The sequence below is a fragment of the Micromonospora sp. NPDC005237 genome, from assembly GCF_040607775.1.
Classification (GTDB): domain Bacteria; phylum Actinomycetota; class Actinomycetes; order Mycobacteriales; family Micromonosporaceae; genus Micromonospora.
The window spans coordinates 205,072-221,888 of sequence record NZ_JBEXHJ010000002.1; the positions used below are offsets into that span (position 1 = coordinate 205,072).

At 72.4% G+C, this 16,817-nt stretch carries 15 protein-coding genes; 8 read left to right on the forward strand and 7 right to left on the reverse strand.

Going from position 1 to position 16,817, the window contains the following annotated elements:
* Nucleotides 1-120 precede the first annotated feature (120 nt).
* Entirely contained in the window at nt 121-1,311 is a 1,191-nt protein-coding gene (locus ABZT87_RS05850; protein ID WP_355133927.1) for an MFS transporter, read from the forward strand.
* Nucleotides 1,287-1,640, forward strand: coding sequence for a hypothetical protein (locus tag ABZT87_RS05855; protein WP_355133929.1), 354 nt, complete (start codon nt 1,287-1,289; stop codon nt 1,638-1,640). The genes ABZT87_RS05850 and ABZT87_RS05855 overlap by 25 nt, the downstream gene beginning before the upstream one ends.
* Here ABZT87_RS05855 and ABZT87_RS05860 read toward each other — a convergent pair.
* Nucleotides 1,622-6,118: an HAD-IC family P-type ATPase gene (locus ABZT87_RS05860; RefSeq protein ID WP_355133931.1), complete on the reverse strand. Its 4,497-nt coding sequence runs from the start codon at nt 6,116-6,118 to the stop codon at nt 1,622-1,624. The two genes, ABZT87_RS05855 and ABZT87_RS05860, sit on opposite strands and share 19 nt — an antisense overlap.
* 215 nt (nt 6,119-6,333) lie before the next feature.
* On the opposite strand from ABZT87_RS05860, the gene ABZT87_RS05865 reads away from it, so the two are divergent.
* The 6 genes from ABZT87_RS05865 (at nt 6,334) to ABZT87_RS05890 (ending at nt 10,473) form a co-directional block, all read left to right on the forward strand.
* Nucleotides 6,334-6,594 (forward strand): hypothetical protein, encoded by a 261-nt coding sequence (locus ABZT87_RS05865; RefSeq protein WP_355133933.1) that lies wholly within the window; start codon nt 6,334-6,336, stop codon nt 6,592-6,594.
* A gap of 58 nt (nt 6,595-6,652) precedes the next feature.
* Entirely contained in the window at nt 6,653-8,050 is a 1,398-nt protein-coding gene (locus ABZT87_RS05870) for an MFS transporter (RefSeq protein ID WP_355133935.1), read from the forward strand.
* Nucleotides 8,051-8,094: 44 nt separating this feature from the next.
* Nucleotides 8,095-8,748 carry a GAP family protein gene (locus ABZT87_RS05875; protein ID WP_355133937.1) on the forward strand — a complete coding sequence of 218 codons (654 nt, stop codon included), beginning with the start codon at nt 8,095-8,097 and terminating at the stop codon, nt 8,746-8,748.
* 81 nt (nt 8,749-8,829) lie between these two features.
* Nucleotides 8,830-9,609 (forward strand): NAD(P)H-binding protein, encoded by a 780-nt coding sequence (locus ABZT87_RS05880; protein ID WP_355133939.1) that lies wholly within the window; start codon nt 8,830-8,832, stop codon nt 9,607-9,609.
* A gap of 37 nt (nt 9,610-9,646) precedes the next feature.
* On the forward strand, nt 9,647-9,841 hold the full coding sequence (locus tag ABZT87_RS05885; RefSeq protein ID WP_355133941.1) for a hypothetical protein: 195 nt from the start codon (nt 9,647-9,649) through the stop codon (nt 9,839-9,841).
* Between the two features lie 83 nt (nt 9,842-9,924).
* Complete coding sequence (locus ABZT87_RS05890) at nt 9,925-10,473, forward strand: YbaK/EbsC family protein (RefSeq protein ID WP_354855012.1); 549 nt, start codon at nt 9,925-9,927, stop codon at nt 10,471-10,473.
* A 52-nt stretch (nt 10,474-10,525) separates the two neighbouring features.
* Here the strand turns inward: ABZT87_RS05890 and ABZT87_RS05895 are convergent, their stop codons facing one another.
* From ABZT87_RS05895 to ABZT87_RS05920, 6 genes are read right to left on the reverse strand one after another with little or no spacing between them, the layout of a single operon-like run.
* Complete coding sequence (locus ABZT87_RS05895) at nt 10,526-11,161, reverse strand: DsbA family oxidoreductase (protein WP_355133943.1); 636 nt, start codon at nt 11,159-11,161, stop codon at nt 10,526-10,528.
* Nucleotides 11,162-11,181: 20 nt separating this feature from the next.
* Entirely contained in the window at nt 11,182-11,610 is a 429-nt protein-coding gene (locus tag ABZT87_RS05900; protein ID WP_355133945.1) for a SufE family protein, read from the reverse strand.
* A 29-nt stretch (nt 11,611-11,639) separates the two neighbouring features.
* Complete coding sequence (locus tag ABZT87_RS05905) at nt 11,640-12,065, reverse strand: CBS domain-containing protein (RefSeq protein WP_355133947.1); 426 nt, start codon at nt 12,063-12,065, stop codon at nt 11,640-11,642.
* Between the two features lie 56 nt (nt 12,066-12,121).
* Entirely contained in the window at nt 12,122-13,891 is a 1,770-nt protein-coding gene (locus ABZT87_RS05910) for a proline--tRNA ligase (RefSeq protein WP_355133949.1), read from the reverse strand.
* 53 nt (nt 13,892-13,944) lie between these two features.
* Nucleotides 13,945-15,144, reverse strand: a complete 1,200-nt coding sequence (locus ABZT87_RS05915; RefSeq protein WP_355133951.1) for a hypothetical protein — start codon at nt 15,142-15,144, stop codon at nt 13,945-13,947.
* The gene (locus ABZT87_RS05920; RefSeq protein ID WP_355133953.1) at nt 15,030-16,169 is read right to left on the reverse strand and encodes a transporter substrate-binding domain-containing protein; all 1,140 of its coding nucleotides are present in this window, start codon (nt 16,167-16,169) and stop codon (nt 15,030-15,032) included. Before ABZT87_RS05920 ends, ABZT87_RS05915 begins: the two co-directional genes overlap by 115 nt.
* Nucleotides 16,170-16,817: the final 648 nt, after the last annotated feature.

Sequence of the window (16,817 nt, forward strand, 5' to 3'; positions counted from 1 at the left end):
CACTTTACCAGTTGACCCCGTGCTGGGGTACGCCTAGCCTGTTGCCGGCATAGGTCGTTTAGCCGGTAACGATGGGAGCGTTGGATGGGCCACAGGCGGGCAGTGGGAGCACTGATCGGCTTGTCCGGGGGGACGTTCCTCTACACCACCGCCGAGGCGCTGCCGATCGGGCTGCTGATCCCGATGGTCACGGACCTGGCCGTCACACCGTCGCAAGTGGGCATGCTCGTCACCGCGTACGGCGCGGTGGTCGTCGTCGCCTCGATCCCGTTGACGGTGCTGGCCAGGAAGGTCCCTCGCCAGCGACTACTGTCTGCGCTGCTGGCCGGCTTCGTCGTCAGCACTGCGGCCACCGTGTTCGCGAGCACGTTCCCGCTGCTGCTGGCGGCCAGGATGGCAACTGCGGCGACCCATGCCTTGTTCTGGGCGGTAGTGGTCCCGACCGCGGCCGGGCTGTTCCGACCCGGACTACGCGGGCGGGTGGTCGCGATCGTGTTCGCCGGAGGCAACGTCGCTCTGCTCCTGGGGGTGCCTGCGGGCACCTGGCTGGGCGAACGGGCCGGCTGGCGGATGTCGTTCCTGGCGGTGGCCGGCCTCGGCGCGATTGTGCTCGTCGCGGTGGCCACGCTGCTGCCCTCGACGCCGCCCGACCAGGGACATGCCGCCCGGGGTGCGACGCCCGACGTCTACCGCTTCTGGCTACTGGTCGCGGTGGCCGTCCTCACGACCGCCGGGGCCATCGCCGCCTACACCTATGTCGCCCTCTTCGTCACCGAGGTCAGCGGGTTCTCCGCCACGTCGGTCGGGGCCATCCTGCTGGCGCGCGGTGTCGCCAGCGTGCTTGGGATCCTCGCTGTCGGAGCGGTGGTGGACCGCAGCCCGTGGCTCGCGCTGGTCGTGACCGTCGCGCTGCAGTCGGTGGCACTGCTCGGGCTGTACGCGCTCGGCCACCGGCCGTCGGCTGCCGTCAGCCTGCTTGCTCTGGCCGGACTGGCGTTCGCGGCGTTCACCGCAGCGCTCGGTGGCGTGGTGCTGCAGGTGGCGCCCGGGCGCTCCGACCTCGCCGCCGCCACCGTCTCCGCCGCTGTCAACGTCGGCATCACCGGTGGCGCCCTGGTCGCCGGACTCGCGCTACCGAGCCACGGCGTGCACAGCACGGTGCTGATCGGAGCCCTGCTCGGCGTCGTCGCTCTGGTGATGGTCACCGGTGCCTTCACCTGGCGGCTCATGGTCCCGGCCGGCGACGGCGGGCCACGGACGAGATCCAGACTTGTGATGATCACTGGATGGTCGAACAACCAACGCCGGTAACCATGCACCTGTACTGCCGGGTCGAGGTGATCGTCACCGATCCCGCGACGGTCACCGCTCGCGCGGTGGCCGACCTGGCCGACATCGACTGGTCCACAGAGGAGGACGACCTGGAGACGGCAGCCGAGGAGCTGCGGACGGATCTTCCCAATTCATTGACGAGTGTGGTGGACATCGGCCGGCTCGTCGAGCACATCCCGGGGGTGGAGTTTCGCGGTGGTTTTTGCTGGGCGGAACAGGGACCGGCCCGCGACCCTTGCGCAAGGAGAGCTAGCCGCAGGTTGGCGGCTTGGCCGTGTCCCGTCGAGCGTTATGACTCTGAGGTATGAATATGACTCTGAGGTATAGCGCTCTCGGATGCAGGTGACGCCGCAGCGCCGGCGAGGTCGGGTCGGGCCGGCGGCAGGTGTTCCACCAGTTTGGTCAGCGCGCCGTTGGCGAAGGTGGCACCGAGCGCCGATCCGGCGCCGATGGTCCAGCCCACCGGGCCGAGCGGCGTGCAGCCGAAGAACTGGCTCACCCCCGGCGTCTGCACCACCACGACCAGCACTCCCAGCGACGCCGCCGTGGACGCCAGCACTGCCGGGCTGGTGCCGCCGGCCAGGATGGTCTGGCCGAGCTGGGTGCCGACGAGCGAGACGAGGGCGACCGTTCCGGCCCGCCGCTGGCGGCCGGTGTACCGCGCCAACGTCCAGCCGACGGTCGCGCCCAGCGTGGTGGACGCCGCACGGAGCCCGATCTCCCTGCTGAGGGTCTCACCGAGCGACGTGTCGGGGCCCTCCCGGAGCAGACCGTCGGTGCGGTCCGAGGCGGGTGGGCGGACCGCGATGGCCAGCGCCGGCGCCAGGTCGGTGAGCAGGTTGACCAGCAGCAGTTGCCGCCCGGTGAGGGCGGAACGGCCGGTCACCGCGGCGGTGAGCACGCTGAACGCGATCTCGCCGAGGTTGCCGCCGACGAGGATGCTCAGCGCGTGGCGGACCGACGACCACATCGCGCGACCCTCGACCAGGGTGGCGATGATGGTCTCCAACCGGTCGTCGGTGACCACCAGGTCGGCGGCGGCCCGGGCCGCCGGCGTGCCGCGTTGGCCGAGGGCGATGCCGACGTCGGCCAGCCGGATCGCCGGGGCGTCGTTGGCGCCGTCGCCGGTCATCGCCACGGTCCGCCCGCACTTCTGCAACGCCTGGATGATGCGCACCTTGTGCGCCGGGGTGCAGCGGGCCACCACGTCGGTGTTGGCCAGCCGCTCGGCGAGCGCCTCGTCGTCCAACTGGTCGAGTTCGGTGGCGGTGACCACCCGCTGCTCGTTGTGCTCGCTGATGGTGGCGGCGATCGCCTCGGCGGTGGCCGGGTGGTCGCCGGTGATCATGATGGTGTGCACCCCGGCCTGCCGGATCCGGCGTACCGCCGGGGCGGCGCTCTCCCGGACCCCGTCCGCGAGGGCCAGGAACCCCACGAAGGTCAGACCTCGGACGTCGGAGTCGGTGATGTGCGCGGCGTCCACCTCGCACTCCGCGACGGCCAGGATCCGGTGCCCCGCCCCGGCCCGGTCGGCCAGCAGACGGTGCAGTTCCGCGCGGCCGGCGTCGTCCAGCGGCTCCTGCCGGCCGTCGGCACGCCGCGTCGCGCAGCGCGGCAACACCGTCTCCGGGGCGCCCTTGACGCTCAGCAGCAGGCGGCCCTCGGTCTCGCCGATGCTCGCGTGGTAGCCGCGGGACGGTTCGAACGGCAGCCCGCCGGCCGCCCGCCAGCCGGCGGCGCCGGTCTGCTCCACCACCTGGGCCGTGGCGGCGCCCCGCCGGACGGCCCGATCGGTCTGCAACGCCAACTCCTCCGGCTTGGCCGCGGCGGGGGTGGCCCGCAGCGCCGTGGCGAGGGTCAGTCGGAGTCGGTCGTCGAGCCGGTCCACCGCGGCGTACCGGTCGCCGACGCCGTCGCCGACCCCGGCGAGCAGCAACTGGCCCTCGGTGAGGGTGCCGGTCTTGTCGAAGCAGAGCACGTCCACCCGGCCCAACGCCTCGATCGTGCGGGGGTTGCGGACCAACGCGCCGTGCTCGGCCAGCCGCCGCGCGGCGGCCAGCTGCGCGGCGCTGACCAGGAACGGCAGCCCCTCCGGCACCGACGCGACGGCGAGGTTCGCGGCGGTCGCCGCCGTTTCGGCCAGCGGTACGCCCCGTAGCAGCCCCGCCCCGGCCACGGCGATCGCCGAACCCGCGGCCAACGGAATGGCGGCGCTGGTCAACGAGCCGAGCCGGGCCTCCACCCCGCTGGTCGGGGGCGCCTGCCGGACCAGCGCCAGGCTGCGTCCGGACTCGGTGTCGACGCCGGTCGCCACCACCACGGCGGTTCCTTGGCCGGCGGCGACGGTGGTGCCCTCGTACAGCATCGAGTGCCGGTCGGCGATGGCCGCGGCGACGACCGCCCGGCTGCTCTTGGCGACCGGCAGCGACTCGCCGGTCAGCGACGACTCGTCCGCCTCCAGCCCCACCGATTCGAGCACCCGGCAGTCGGCCGGCACCGAGTCTCCCGATTCGAGGGTGATGACGTCTCCGCGGACGAGGTCTTCGGCCGCGACGATTCGCTCGACGCCGTCCCGGCGGACCCGGGCCGTCACCGCCGAACGCGACAGCAGCTCCGCCAGCGACCGTTCGGTGTTGCGTTCGTGCACCGCCCCGATCAGGGCCGACCCGCCGACGACGCTGCCCACCAGCGCGGCGTCGACAAGCGAGCCGAACGACGCGGAGAGCACCGCCCCGGCGGCCAGTACGGGGGTGAGCGGGTTGGACAGCTCGTCCAGGAACGCCCGCAGCAGGCCACCACCGGCGGGTGTGTCGCTGCCGCCCGCCCCCTGGCCGTCGTGTCGGCGCTGCGCCTCCGCGCTGGCCAGCCCGTCCGGCGTGGTGCCCAGCTGGTCGAGCACGGTCCGGACCGGCATCAGGTGCCAGGCGGTCGCCACCGGCACCGGCGTGTCCGACCGGTCGGGCAACCGGCTGGCCCGCCAGACCCCGTTCGCGAAGGCGAGGCCGGCCGCGCCGTTGACCGCGACGAGCGACTTGTGGGGCAGCTGGGTCGGTGGGGCGGTGAACGCGCCCAGCGCCCCGAGGCCGGTGCCCGCCATGGCGAGCCGGATGTTCTGCCGCGTCATCCGCCGGGCCGCCCCGGTCGCCTCGATGACCAGGGCCACCACTCGCAGGTCGGTGCCGACCAGCAGGTGCGCTCCCCACGGCGGCAGCTCGTCCGGAGCGGACATCCCGAGGCCGCAGTCGGACGCGCCGAGCGCCGCCCGGTCCCCGGAGACCAGCATCACGACCGCCCCGTCGCGCTGCAACGCACGTACCGTGTCGGCCAGGTGGTCCCCGCCGGGCAGCAGCGCGTCGGCGAAGCCGTACCGCTGCTCGTCGCCGCCGGCCACGATCAGCTTCAGGCCGGCGTGGCGGGCAGCGGCCGGCAGGCTGTCGACACCCGGCGCGGGTTCGGGTTCGACCCGCAGCAGCGCCGTGAGCCGACCCGAGTGGGTGAGCCCGAGCAGTTGCCCGCCGGCCGCGCGCAGCCGCTCGCCGTCCGGCACGTCGCCGGGATCGCCCGCCGGGAATTGGTCCAGGGGTGCCAGCCGCCAGCCGTCTAGCTCCGGTGAACCGGTCGGGTCGCTCGGGTCGAACAGCGCGAACGCCCGCTCCGCCACCTCGTCGACGTCCACCTCGGCCGCCGGAGCCAGGTCGGCGAGTACGCCCCGCTCCGATCCGAGCACCGCCGCGTCCAGCACCAGCGTGTCGATCCGGTCCAGCTCCCGCAGCACGCCACGGTCCATCGCGATCACCCCGCGCCGGGCGAGGATCCGGCCGAGCTGTGCCGCGTACCCCTCTCGCCCACTGCCCGGCGCCTTGGGCAGCGCGGACAGGCCCAGCGCGGCGGCTCGCTTGCGCCCGGCGATCGGTGTCGCCGCCGCGGCGGCAGCCACGCCGGCGGTCAACATACGGTTGATGTAGTGCTCGACCGGGCCGTCCGGTTTCGGGCGGGGACGGTCGACCGCGGGCCACCGCGCGGTGGCGCGCTCGGGGTCGCCGGTCAGCCGCGGCTCGGCCTTCTCCCACGCGGCGAGTTGGGCCCGCGCCTCCCCCCACTGCACCATCCGTTGGGCGCCGTCGAGCACTATCCCCGTCCACCGGCCGGTCAGACCCTGCACCACCGCCTCGGCCAGCGGAAAGATGACGTCGGCGCGCGGGTCGGAGCGCAGCCGCCTGCCGACGAAGGCGTGCAGCTTCGGTTGCAGGTCCGCAGCGGCCAGCAGGCCGGCGACCTCGCCGGGCAGCGGCGCGAACGGCAGGAGCCGGGTGGCCGCCGTGATGGTCAGGCCCAGTGCGTCCGAGGCGAGGGCGCCCAGGGTGCGCGGCGTACGCGGCCCCTCCTCCGGCGGATGCGGGGGCGGGATCTCCGGATCCGGTTCGTGGTCGCAGGTTCCCTCGATCCGCCCGATCGTGGCGATGAGGTCCCGCAGCCGCGGCTCGGGCGCCTGCACGGCCACCACCACCCGGCCGGACGGGGCGTTCACCCGGGCCCAGGCCACCCCGGGCAACCGCTCCAGCGCGGCCTCCACCTGCCGGGCCAACCGGTCGCCACCGTCCTGGCAGACGCCGTGCACCTCGATGTGGTGCCGGCCGGGGCGCGACCAGACCCGACGCCGGGTCAGCCCGACCGTCCGGGCCAGCCGGGTCGCCGCCGACCCGACGGTCCGGGACGCCTCCCCGACCAGGTGCGGCACGCCGATGGACGGCAGGAGGCGGCCGGCGGCGCGACCCGCCGCCGTCATCGAGGCGTACGGCCGGACGGACGCCGACCCGACTCCCCGTTGTCGCTTGTGCCGTCGGTCATCTCGCCCTCCCACCGCCTCACGTCCGGCGGCCTGGCTTCCCGACCTGGCGTCCGTTATGCCCCTCGGACCACCGGAACTTTGCGGGGCTGGCCGCGCATGGACGGGGTGGACGGTGGAATCCGACGACCATCACCGGACACGGGGAGGCCGGAATGAGCACGCTGACACGACACCTCAACGGTTCACACGAGAACGTTCGGATTTACAGCCGACGGGTGGAGCTGCCGATGGTGGGCGAGGTGGCGGTGCCACCACCGGACAAGATCGCCTACTACGCCGGGCTCGGTGTGCTGGCCGCGTTGCAGGTGATCGAATGGCCGCTCGCCCTGGTGATCACCGCCGGGCATCTCCTGGCGGACCAGCACTTCTCGGGACTGGTACGCGGCGTCGGGGAGGCGCTCCAGGAAGCCTGACGAGAGCCGGGTCACCCCCGGTTGACATGAATCCGGGTTGAGGTCGCAGGCTCGGTGCATGTCGAGCCGAACCGCCACCCCCGTTCCGGTCCCCGCCGGGTTGTTCGCCCCCCGGCTGCGGGCGATGACGGTGGGCAGCGTCGCGCTGGTGTCGCTGCTGGCGTTCGAGGCGTTGGCGGTCGGCACGGCCATGCCGACCGTCGCGCGCAGCCTGGACGGGCTGGCGCTGTACGGGATCGCGTTCGGTGGCCCGTTCGCCGCCGGTGTGGTGGCCATGGTCGTTTCCGGGATCTGGTGTGACGCACGGGGGCCCCGAGGACCGATGTGGCACGGCGTCGGCTGGTTCGTGGTCGGGCTGCTGGTCGCCGGGACCGCGCCGACGATGACCGCGTTGGTGGTCGGACGGGTCGTGCAGGGGTTCGGCTCGGGGTTGCTCTCGGTGGCGCTCTACGTGATCGTCGGGCAGGCGTACCCCGAGGAGTTGCATCGGCGCATCTTCGCCGCGTTCGCTGCGGCGTGGGTCGTACCGTCGCTGGTCGGGCCGGCGCTGGCCGGCCTGATTGTCGAGTACCTGGGCTGGCGGTGGGTCTTTCTCGTGGTGCCGGCGGTGGCCGTCCCGGCGGTGCTGCTGATTCATCCGGGCCTGCGGTCGCTCGACGGGACCGTGCCGAGCCGGCCACCGGCCGGCGCGATGGCCCGCATCGGCTGGGCCTGTGGGGCGGGCGTGAGCGCCGCACTGCTGCACATCGGGGGACAGCAGCGCGGCGTGACGGCCCTGGCGGTGATCGCGCTCGCCCTGGCCGGCCTGCTGGTCTGCGCTCCGCGCCTGCTGCCGCCCGGGTTCCTCCGGGCGGCCCGCGGACTGCCCACCGTGATCGGTCTGCGCGGTCTGGCGTCGGCGGCGTTCGTCGGCGCGGAGGTGGTCATCCCGCTGATGCTCTCCCGGGAGCGAGGGCTGTCGCCGACAGCCGCCGGGCTTGTACTCACGGTGGGCGCGTTGGCCTGGTCGGTGGGCTCCTGGGTGCAGGGCCGTTTTCCCGTGCCGGCCTCCCGGGCCAGCTTCCCCCGCGTCGGGTTGTGCTGCATCACGGCCGGCACCGCGACGGTGGCGTTGGCCGTCCGACCCGAGCTGCCGGTGGCCGTCGCCGTGCTGGGCTGGGCGGTGGCGGGGCTCGGTATGGGACTGCTGTACCCGTCGTTGTCGGTGCTCACCCTGGAGCTGTCCGCGCCCGGCGAGCAGGGGCGCAACAGCTCGTCGCTGCAACTGGGCGACTCGCTCTTCGCGGCGACCGTGCTGGCGCTCACCGGTGCCGTACTGGCTGCCGGGAGTGCGCCCGGCCCCGCCAGCTACGTGGTGACCCTGGTGGTGGCGGCCGGTCTGGCACTGGTCGGCGCGCTGCTGGCCGGCCGGGTGGTGATGGACGCAGACCACACGGCCGGGCGGGTGATCGGCTGAGGATTCGACGTGTCCGCACCGGGCGGGCGCGAGGATGGCAGGCGATGAACCTCCTGACCGTCCTGCCGCTGGCCGTGGTGATGGTCGCCGGGACGCAACTGGTCGTGGCGGTCTTCCTCGCCTCGTCCGACCGGCCCCGGGCCGCGTCGCTGGGCTTCCTCGCCGGCGCCGGCCTGGTGGTCGCCGTCGGGGTGACCGTGAGCTGGTTGTTGACCCGGTTGCTGGGCGGGTTGGCGACCGACGCCAGCGCGGCCGCCAGCAGGATCGATCGCGGTCCGGTCATCGACCTGGTGGTGCTCGCGCTGCTGGTGTGCCTGGCCCTGGTGGTCTGGCTGCGCCGCAACCGGTCCGGGCCGCCGCGTTGGTTGGGCAGCGTGAGCCACGCCGATCCGCGCTGGGCCGCACGGATGGGCGCCCTGCTCTTCGCGGTGACACCCGCCGACGACCTCACCATGGCGACGGTCGGCGCGACAGTGGCCCGACACAACCTCCCCTGGTGGCACCTGGTGCCGTTCGTGCTGCTCACCGTGCTCCTGCTCGCGGTGCCGCTGCTGGCGTTGGTGCTGCTCGGGCAGAAGGCGGCGCGGGTGTTGGCCCGGATGCGGGAGTGGGCCGAGGGGCACTCCTGGATCGTCAACGAGATCGTGATCGCGTTCTTCGCGCTCCTGACCGTGCTGGACCTGATCCGTTTTGGGTGAGGCAGCCGGTCACGTGTCCGGTCGCGGTGTCGTCATCAGCCCGACGGCGCGGTACGTGCCAGGGCGGAACAGGAGGAGACGATGAGGGTTCTGGTCACCGGGGCGGGTGGTCGACTGGGGAGCCACGTGCTGGCGCGGCTGCGCGACGACGGGATGAGCGTCCGGGCCAGCAGCCGCCGGCCGCGTACCGGCTCGGACGTCGAGTGGGTCGTGGCCGACCTGGCCACCGGCGACGGGCTGGCCGAGGCGGTGACCGGGGTGGACGCGGTGGTGCACCTGGCGTCCTCGCCCCGGGGGCGTACCCACCAGGTGGACGTGCTGGGCACCCGTCGGCTGGTGCTCGCCGCCGGCGCGGCCGGCGTCCAGCACCTGGTCTACATCTCGATCGTCGGGGTGGACCGGGTGCCGATCCCGTACTACCGGCACAAGCTGGCAGCCGAGCAGGTGGTCGCGGCCGGCCCGGTGCCGTGGTCGGTGCTGCGCGCCACCCAGTTCCCCGAGTTCCTCGACGATCTGCTGGCGACCAGCGCGCGGCTGGGCCCGGTGTTCGGCGACCGGGCGGTGCTCGCCCAGCCGGTCGATCCGGGTGAGGTGGCCGCCCGGCTCGCGGCCCGGGTGGCCGCCGGCCCGCTCGGGGGCACCGAGGAGTTCGGTGGGCCGCAGGTGCTCCGCTTCGACGAGGCGGTCCGTGCCTGGCGGGAGGCGCGCGGGTCACGCCGACCGCTGCTGCCGGTACGAATCCCCGGCCGCCTCGGGCGCGAACTGCGCGCCGGTGGGTTGGTCACCGAGGCGCTGCCTCGCGGTGTGCGTACCTGGGCCGACCACCTCGCGGACACGTACGGGGGAACCGCGCGGAGATGAGAGGGATACCGGTTCACGTTCGCCTTACGGTGACCTCATGTTCGTTGTCGTCACCACGGTGATCCTCTACGTTTTCGGTTTCGTCTTCCTCTACGGCGTGATCCGGCTGGGTGTCCGGCACGCGCTGGAAGACCTGGAGTTGCAGCGGGCCAAAGCCCGACGCGAGGAGGAACTGGCGGCCGCCCGCGACCGTTCCTTCCTACGCGACAACGCGTTCCTCGCCGGCAGTTGAGCCGCGACGTGGAGGTGGTGTCGCGAGACGGCTCGGGAGTCGGCGGGCGATCCGGCGGCGCGGGTGCGAGGATCGCACCCGTGATGGGAACGCTGAAGACCGAACCGGCCCGTGCCCGCCTCGATCTGCTCGCCGCGCCGGTGGCGGAGGCCATCGCCCAGTGGCCGGCCAACGCGCCGGTGGACGTCGACGACGTCCTGGTCGCGCCGATCGACGCCGATCTCGCCGACACGGCGGCGTTCTGCGAGGCGTACGAGGTGGGGCTGGACGTGTCGGCCAACTGCGTCGTGGTGGCCGGAAAGCGCGAGGGTGTGGTCCGCTACGCGGCCTGCATCGTGCTGGCCACCACCCGGGCCGACGTGAACGGCGTGGCCCGGCGGGCGCTGGACGTGCGCAAGGCGAGCTTCGCCCCGATGACCGACGCGGTCGAGTTGACCGGCATGGAGTACGGCGGCATCACCCCGATCGGGCTGCCGGCCCAGTGGCCGATCCTGGTGGACGCGCGGGTGATCGCCACCCCGCACGTGATCATCGGGTCCGGCGTACGGCACAGCAAGATCGCGCTGCCGGGGCCGGCGCTGGGCGCGCTGCCCGGCGCGCAGGTGGTCGAAGGGCTGGCCAGGCCGGCCTGACCAGGCACCGACATCGATACCGTTGCACGTGAAACATCACGTCGGTCGATGGCTATAGCCCTGCGGCCTCGCGCTGTTCGACCTCGGCCAGCGCCGCGAGGAGCGTCGAGGCCTCCTGTGCGCCGCTGACCGCGTACTTCCCGGCAAGCACGAAGGTCGGCACGCTGGTGATGCCCAGATCCCGGGCGGCGGCCAGTTCGGCGGCGATGTCGGCGGTCCGCTCGTCGGAGTCGAGGAACCGGCGTGCGTCGGCGGCGTCCAGGCCGATCCCACCAGCGACAGCGGCCAGCGCCTCCCGCGAGCCGACGTCGACGCCCTTGGTGAAGTGCGCCTGGTACAGGGCCTCCACCATCTCGGCCGCCCGGCCGTGCTCGGTGGCGTAGGCGACCAGTCGGTGGGCGTCGAAGGTGTTCGCGGCCACCGCACGGTCGTAGTCCAGCCGAAGCCCGTCACCCGCCGCGGCCTGGGTCACCCGCGCGACCATCTGCCGCGCGCGCTCCGGGCCGCCGAACTTGTCGGCCAGCGCGTCGATGACCGGGCGGGGTTCGGGCACCGGCGACGGGTCGAGCTGGAACGGTCGGTACCGGACGGTCACCTCGCCGTCGTAGCGGGCGATTGCCTCATCCAGTCGACGCTTGCCGAGGTAGCACCACGGGCAGACGACGTCCGCGTAGATCTCGATCTCCATGACCGGTGACAACTGCCTGCTCAGTCGAGTTGTTCCCGGACCTGCCGCTTGAGCCGGCCCAGGATCGCCGTGCCGCCGCGCACCCGCAGCGGGCTGATCGCCTGGGCCAGGCCCATCCGCTGGTAGAGGTCGTCCGGCACGGCCAGCACCTCCTCGGCGCTCGCGCCGGCCAGACCCTCGGCGAGGATCCCGGCGAACGCCCGGGTGGTGGGCGCCTCTGGCGGGCAGTCGAAGAGGGTCTCGACGGTCCCGTCCGGCGTCACCCGGGCGCGCAGGAAGAACGCGGTCTGGCACTCGGGCACCTGCTCCATGCCCTCGTGCCCGGCGGCGTCGGCGGGTAACGGCGAAATGACGTCGGCGTACTCCAGCAGCATCTCCAGCACCAGGTCGCGTGGCGCGGCGGCGAACTCGTCGACGATCTCGGCCAGTCGGGCCGGCATGTCAGCCATGTGTCGAGGCTACCGCTGGCGCCGACGGCTCACGTGGTCGGAGACTGTTCGCTGATCTCGCTCAACGCGCTGGTCGGGTCGAGCTGCATGGCCAGGTCACCGAGCGAGACGATCCCCACCAGCTTGCGGTCGCTGTCGCAGACCAGCACCCGGCGGATGCCCCGTTCCCGCATGAGCGCCGCAGCCTCACCCGCCGTGCAGTGCTGCTCGATCATGACCACCTCGCGGGTGACGATCGAGCCGATGGTGGTGGCCGCCGGTGAGCTGTTCTCGGCCACCGCCCGCACCACGATGTCCCGGTCGGTGAGCATGCCGGCGAGGGTGGCGCCGTCGGTGACCACCACGTCGCCGATGTCCGCCTCCTTCATCACCCTGGCCGCCTCGTCCAGGGTGGTCTCGGCCGACAGGTACACGACCTGTTTGGTCATCACATCGCTGACCCGGTAACCGGTCATGAAATCCTCCGAAGACGTATCACCCGATCCGACTGCACTACCCCGTGACGCGGTGGCTACACCAGGTTCGCACGCTCCCGGCGGGCCTCGTCAACGATCCGCTCCACCACACCGTCCACCGGCAGCTCCGCGCGCCCGTCGCCGGCCCGCTCGCGCAACTCCACGTACCCGTCGGCCAGTCGGCGGCCGACCACGACGGTGCGGGGGATGCCGATCAGCTCCGCGTCGGTGAACTTCACCCCGGCCGAGACGTGCGTCCGGTCGTCGACCAGCACCCGCAGGCCGGCGGCGGCCAGGCGCCCGCCGAGGTCCAGCGCCGCGTCGAGCTGCGGACCCTTGCCGGCGACCACCAGGTGTACGTCACACGGCGCGATTGCCGCCGGCCAGATGAGTCCCCGGTCGTCGTGGTGCTGCTCGGCGATGGCCGCGACCGCCCGGGAGATCCCGATGCCGTAGCAGCCCATGGTGGGCCGGACCGGCTTTCCGGCGGGCCCGAGCACGTCGACCGCGAACGCGTCGGTGTAGCGGCGACCGAGCTGGAAGATGTGCCCGATCTCGATGCCCCGCCGGATGGCCAGCTCGCCGTCGCCGCAGTCGGGGCACGGGTCGCCGGCGCGCACCTCGGCTGCCTCGACCGTGCCGTCGGGCGTGAAGTCCCGCCCGCAGACCACGCCCGTCGCGTGGCGACCCGGCTCGTTCGCCCCGGTCAGCCACGCGGAGCCGGTCACCACGCGAGGGTCGACCAGATAACGGATGCCCAGCTTGCCGAGCATCTGCGGACCGATGTAGCCGCGCACCAGCTCCGGATGCCCGGCCCATTCGTCGAAGACGGCCACCTGGGCGGGCTCCAGCGCGGCGGCGAGCCGCTTCAGGTCGACCTCCCGGTCACCGGGCAGCCCGATCACCAGGAGTTCGGCCCGCTCGGCGCCCGGCTGACGCACTGTCAACACGACGTTCTTCAGGGTGTCGGCGGCGGTCCAGTCGTCCCGGTCCCCGAGCCGGCGGGCGTTCGCCACCTCGACCAGGCTGGCGATCGTCGCGGTCTCGGGGGTGTCGTGCACCTGCGTCGCGGGTGCGGTGGCGAGGTCGCTGGCGGCGGGTGCCCGGGTGACGACGGCCTCGGTGTTGGCCGCGTAGCCGCACGCGGTGCAGCCGACGAAGGTGTCCTCGCCGACCGGGGTCGCGGCCAGGAACTCCTCCGACGCCGAGCCGCCCATCGCGCCGGACATCGCGTGCACCACCGTGTGCTCCAGGCCCAGCCGGTCGAAGATCCGCTGGTACGCCGCCCGGTGCCGCGCGTACGCGTCCCGCAGCCCCGCCTCGTCCAGGTCGAAGGAGTACGCGTCCTTCATCAGGAACTCCCGGCCGCGCAGCACACCGGCGCGGGGCCGCGCCTCGTCGCGGAACTTCGTCTGCACCTGGAACAGCGTCACCGGGAAATCCCGGTACGAGGTGAACAGGTCCTTGACCAGCAGCGCCGCCATCTCCTCGTGGGTGGGTGCCAGCAGGTGCTCGGCGCCGCGCCGGTCGGCGAGGGTGAAGAGGAGGTCGCCGTACTCCGTCCACCGGCCGCTCGTCCGGTACGGCTCGGCGGGCAGCAGCGCCGGGAAGTGCACCTCCTGGTCGCCGATCGCGACCAGCTCGGCACGTACCACCTCGGTGATCCGGTCCAGCACCAGCTTGCCCAGCGGCAGCCACGTGTAGCCGCCCGGTGCGGCGCGACGGATGTAACCGGCGCGCAGCAGCAGCCGATGGCTCGGCACCTCCGCGTCGGCCGGATCCTCGCGAAGGGTCCGCAGCAACAGGGTCGACATGCGTAGCAGCATTCGGGCAGCCTAAGACCGCCGGTCCCGGTGCGGCGATCCAATTCGGTCCCGGGTCACGTGTCGCCGGGAAGGCGGCCCTCGCAGCGGACGTCCGGGTCGGCCACCGGCCGCCGGGGCATCATCCAGTTGAGCGCGGTCTCCTCCACCGGCCAGCCCCGCACCGACACCAGGCTGTACGGAACCGCCGCCGGCTCGGGGCAGAGGACCTGCGACTCGACCCACCCGTTCGGCAGGAACCGCACGGTGGCGGTCCGGTCCAGCATGATCGTCGACGTGTCGGTAACCGTGATGAACGCGCCGAGCACCACCTCCGGGCCGCCGTTGGCCGTCGGCGGGCCGTCCCCACCGTCCAGGCCTGCCGTGCCGCCGTTCGTCGGAGCAGCCGACGCGCTCGAGGCCGGGCCGCCCGGGGCTGCCGAGGCCGTGACGTCCGGGGCCGGCGAGGCCGATTGCTTCGGGACCACCTCGACCGCGGCGGTGGGCAGCAGCGGCACCCGGAGGAAGACCGCGCCCATCACCACCGGGAGCACGGCGGCGACCGTGAACGCCAGACCGTGGGTCAGCGCCGGGGCGATCCAGCCGGGGATCGGGCCGGTGAGCAGCACGGTGGCGGCGGGCGGCACCGCCAGCAGCGCGGCCGTGGCCACCTCGCCATCCTGATACGCCGTCCAGATGGCCGGGCCCAGCACGGTGTACGCCAGGACCGCCGCGGCCAGCGGCAGGGCCACGCTGACCAGCAGGATCCGGGTCGGCTGGTCAGGATGCAGGTAGCGGGTGCGCAGCGCGAGCAGCCAGAGGCCGAGCATCAGCAGCGACGGCAGGAAGCGGAGCTGCCAGGTGAGGGCCCCCAGCGCGACCGCCGCGCTGATCACCCAACCGGGGGTACGTGCCGTCCCGGAGGCCAGTAGTGACCGTTCCGGGTCGAACCGGTCCGGAGCGCTGAGCCGGAGCAGTCGACCGAGGACGCCGAAGGTGAGCACGACCACGGGGAACGCCCACACCAGGGCGATCAGCAGCGCGCTGAGCAGGCCGAGCGGACTGACGTACTGGACCAGCAGCAGCATCGTGGACATGTCCTGTTGGCTGAGCTGCCACAGTCGCAGCACCAGGAGCAGGACGGGGAAGGTGGGAAGGAGGGTCAGCAGCCACTGCTGCGCCTGCCGCGCCCCCGCCATCCGGCGCGGGCGGACCGCCTTGGCGGAGCTGGTGGTGATCCGGGGTACGCCGGGGGCGGTAGCGCGATCCTCTCCCACGGCCACTGTCGCACCTCCACCTTCCTCGGATCGGGTTGCTGCTGTTCCGCGACCGGCTGCGGGAGGTTGTATCCCTGCTGCCAACGGAGGTTGGCGTTGTACGCGTTCTCCCAGGCCGAGTCGTTCTCGTCCTTGGCCGACTTGTAGAGCGCCAGGTCGACCAGGTCGAGCAGGGCCTGGTTGGGGCCGGTGTTGACGCCCCAGCGCTCCTGGGGCGACGAGCCGATGTCCCAGTGCCGCAGCGGTTTCACGTTCTTGAGGGTCACCGGGAAGTGTTGACCGTCGCCGTCCGGCTGGTCGCCGGTGACGAAGCCGGCGAGGATCGCCGCGTCGGTGGTGACGGCCTGCACCTTGCCGTCGTACAGCTCCTGGATGCACTCGCTGATCCTGTTTCGACCCACCGGCGAGGCGCCGGCCTCGGCGAGGCGCTGAATGGACGTCGAGGTGGTCAGCGAGCAGACCGTCAGCCCACGCAGATCCTCCAGGCTGCTCACCTGCTTCTGGTAGCTCTTCAACGTCACCACCGACTGCTCGGTGTTCAGGTACGCGGCCGAGAAGACGGCGCCCTCCTCCCTGCGCTTGTCGTTGATGCTGTACGAGGCGATGACCAGGTCGACGATGACGAACCCATCGGCGTCCTGGGCCTGTCGACGAGCCCGGTCCTCGCTCTCGATCGGCACGAAACGCACCTGGGAGTGGTCGAACCCGAGGTAGCTCGCGATCATGTAGGCGATGTCGACGTCGAAGCCCTTCCAGACGTTGTTCGGGAGGTGCTGCGAGATGCCCGGCTGGTCGTCCTTCACGCCGATGACGAGCTGCTGCTTGCCCTTGAGGCCGGCGTCTTCCAGCAGCTGGTCGCGGGTGGGCGGGCCCATCGCGAGGACGATCGGGACCAGGGCGGCGGCCAGGACGGCCAGCGCGACGACGAGCCCCACGAGCCGGATCTGACGGGTCCGTGCGGTGCGCGGCGATGTGGGCACCGCCGGGGCCGGCCCGGTGGGGCTCGGCTCACTTGCCTGACTCAACTAGGCCCTCCCCACTGCGCGGCCCGGTGACCGGCCTCCCATTGTGGGGCCTGGAAGCGAGTCAGGGCAGCCCGCCACCAGCCGGATAGCCGACTGCTCCACGTTGGCTCTAGACGAGTAATTCCCAACCCTGTTGGGGCGGTGGGCGCAGCCGGCGGCCGGCGGTGACCGTCGGTCACCTCCCTGAGGGCGGATGCGGTAGTCAGCGGTATACCTCAGAGTCATATTCATACCTCTGAGGTATACCGCTCAACAGCACATCGACACGGCGGGCAGCCACAGCGGATGGCCAGCGCCCTTCGCCGCAACCCCAGCCCCGTCTCGAGTTAGGCCTTAATCGTCTAGTGCCGGTCCGGTCTGTTGCCGGCCGAGCGGTACGCCTTGATTCGCTCTCTGGCCCAACCCAGTGCTCCGCATGTCTCGGTCCGACCGTGGCACCGCTCGCAGGAACCCAGGATCCAATGTCGGCGGATGATCTGCTTGGCCAGCATCGGCACCCATTCCGAACGGGGTAGTTCGCGCTCGATCACGGCACCTCCCGAGCTGGGCAGGTCCGGCCACCGATCCCTGATCAGGTAGCCGGACCGCTATCCATGCACCCCGTCAGTTGCCGACCGATAGGGGTGCTACTGGAAACCTGCCATGGCT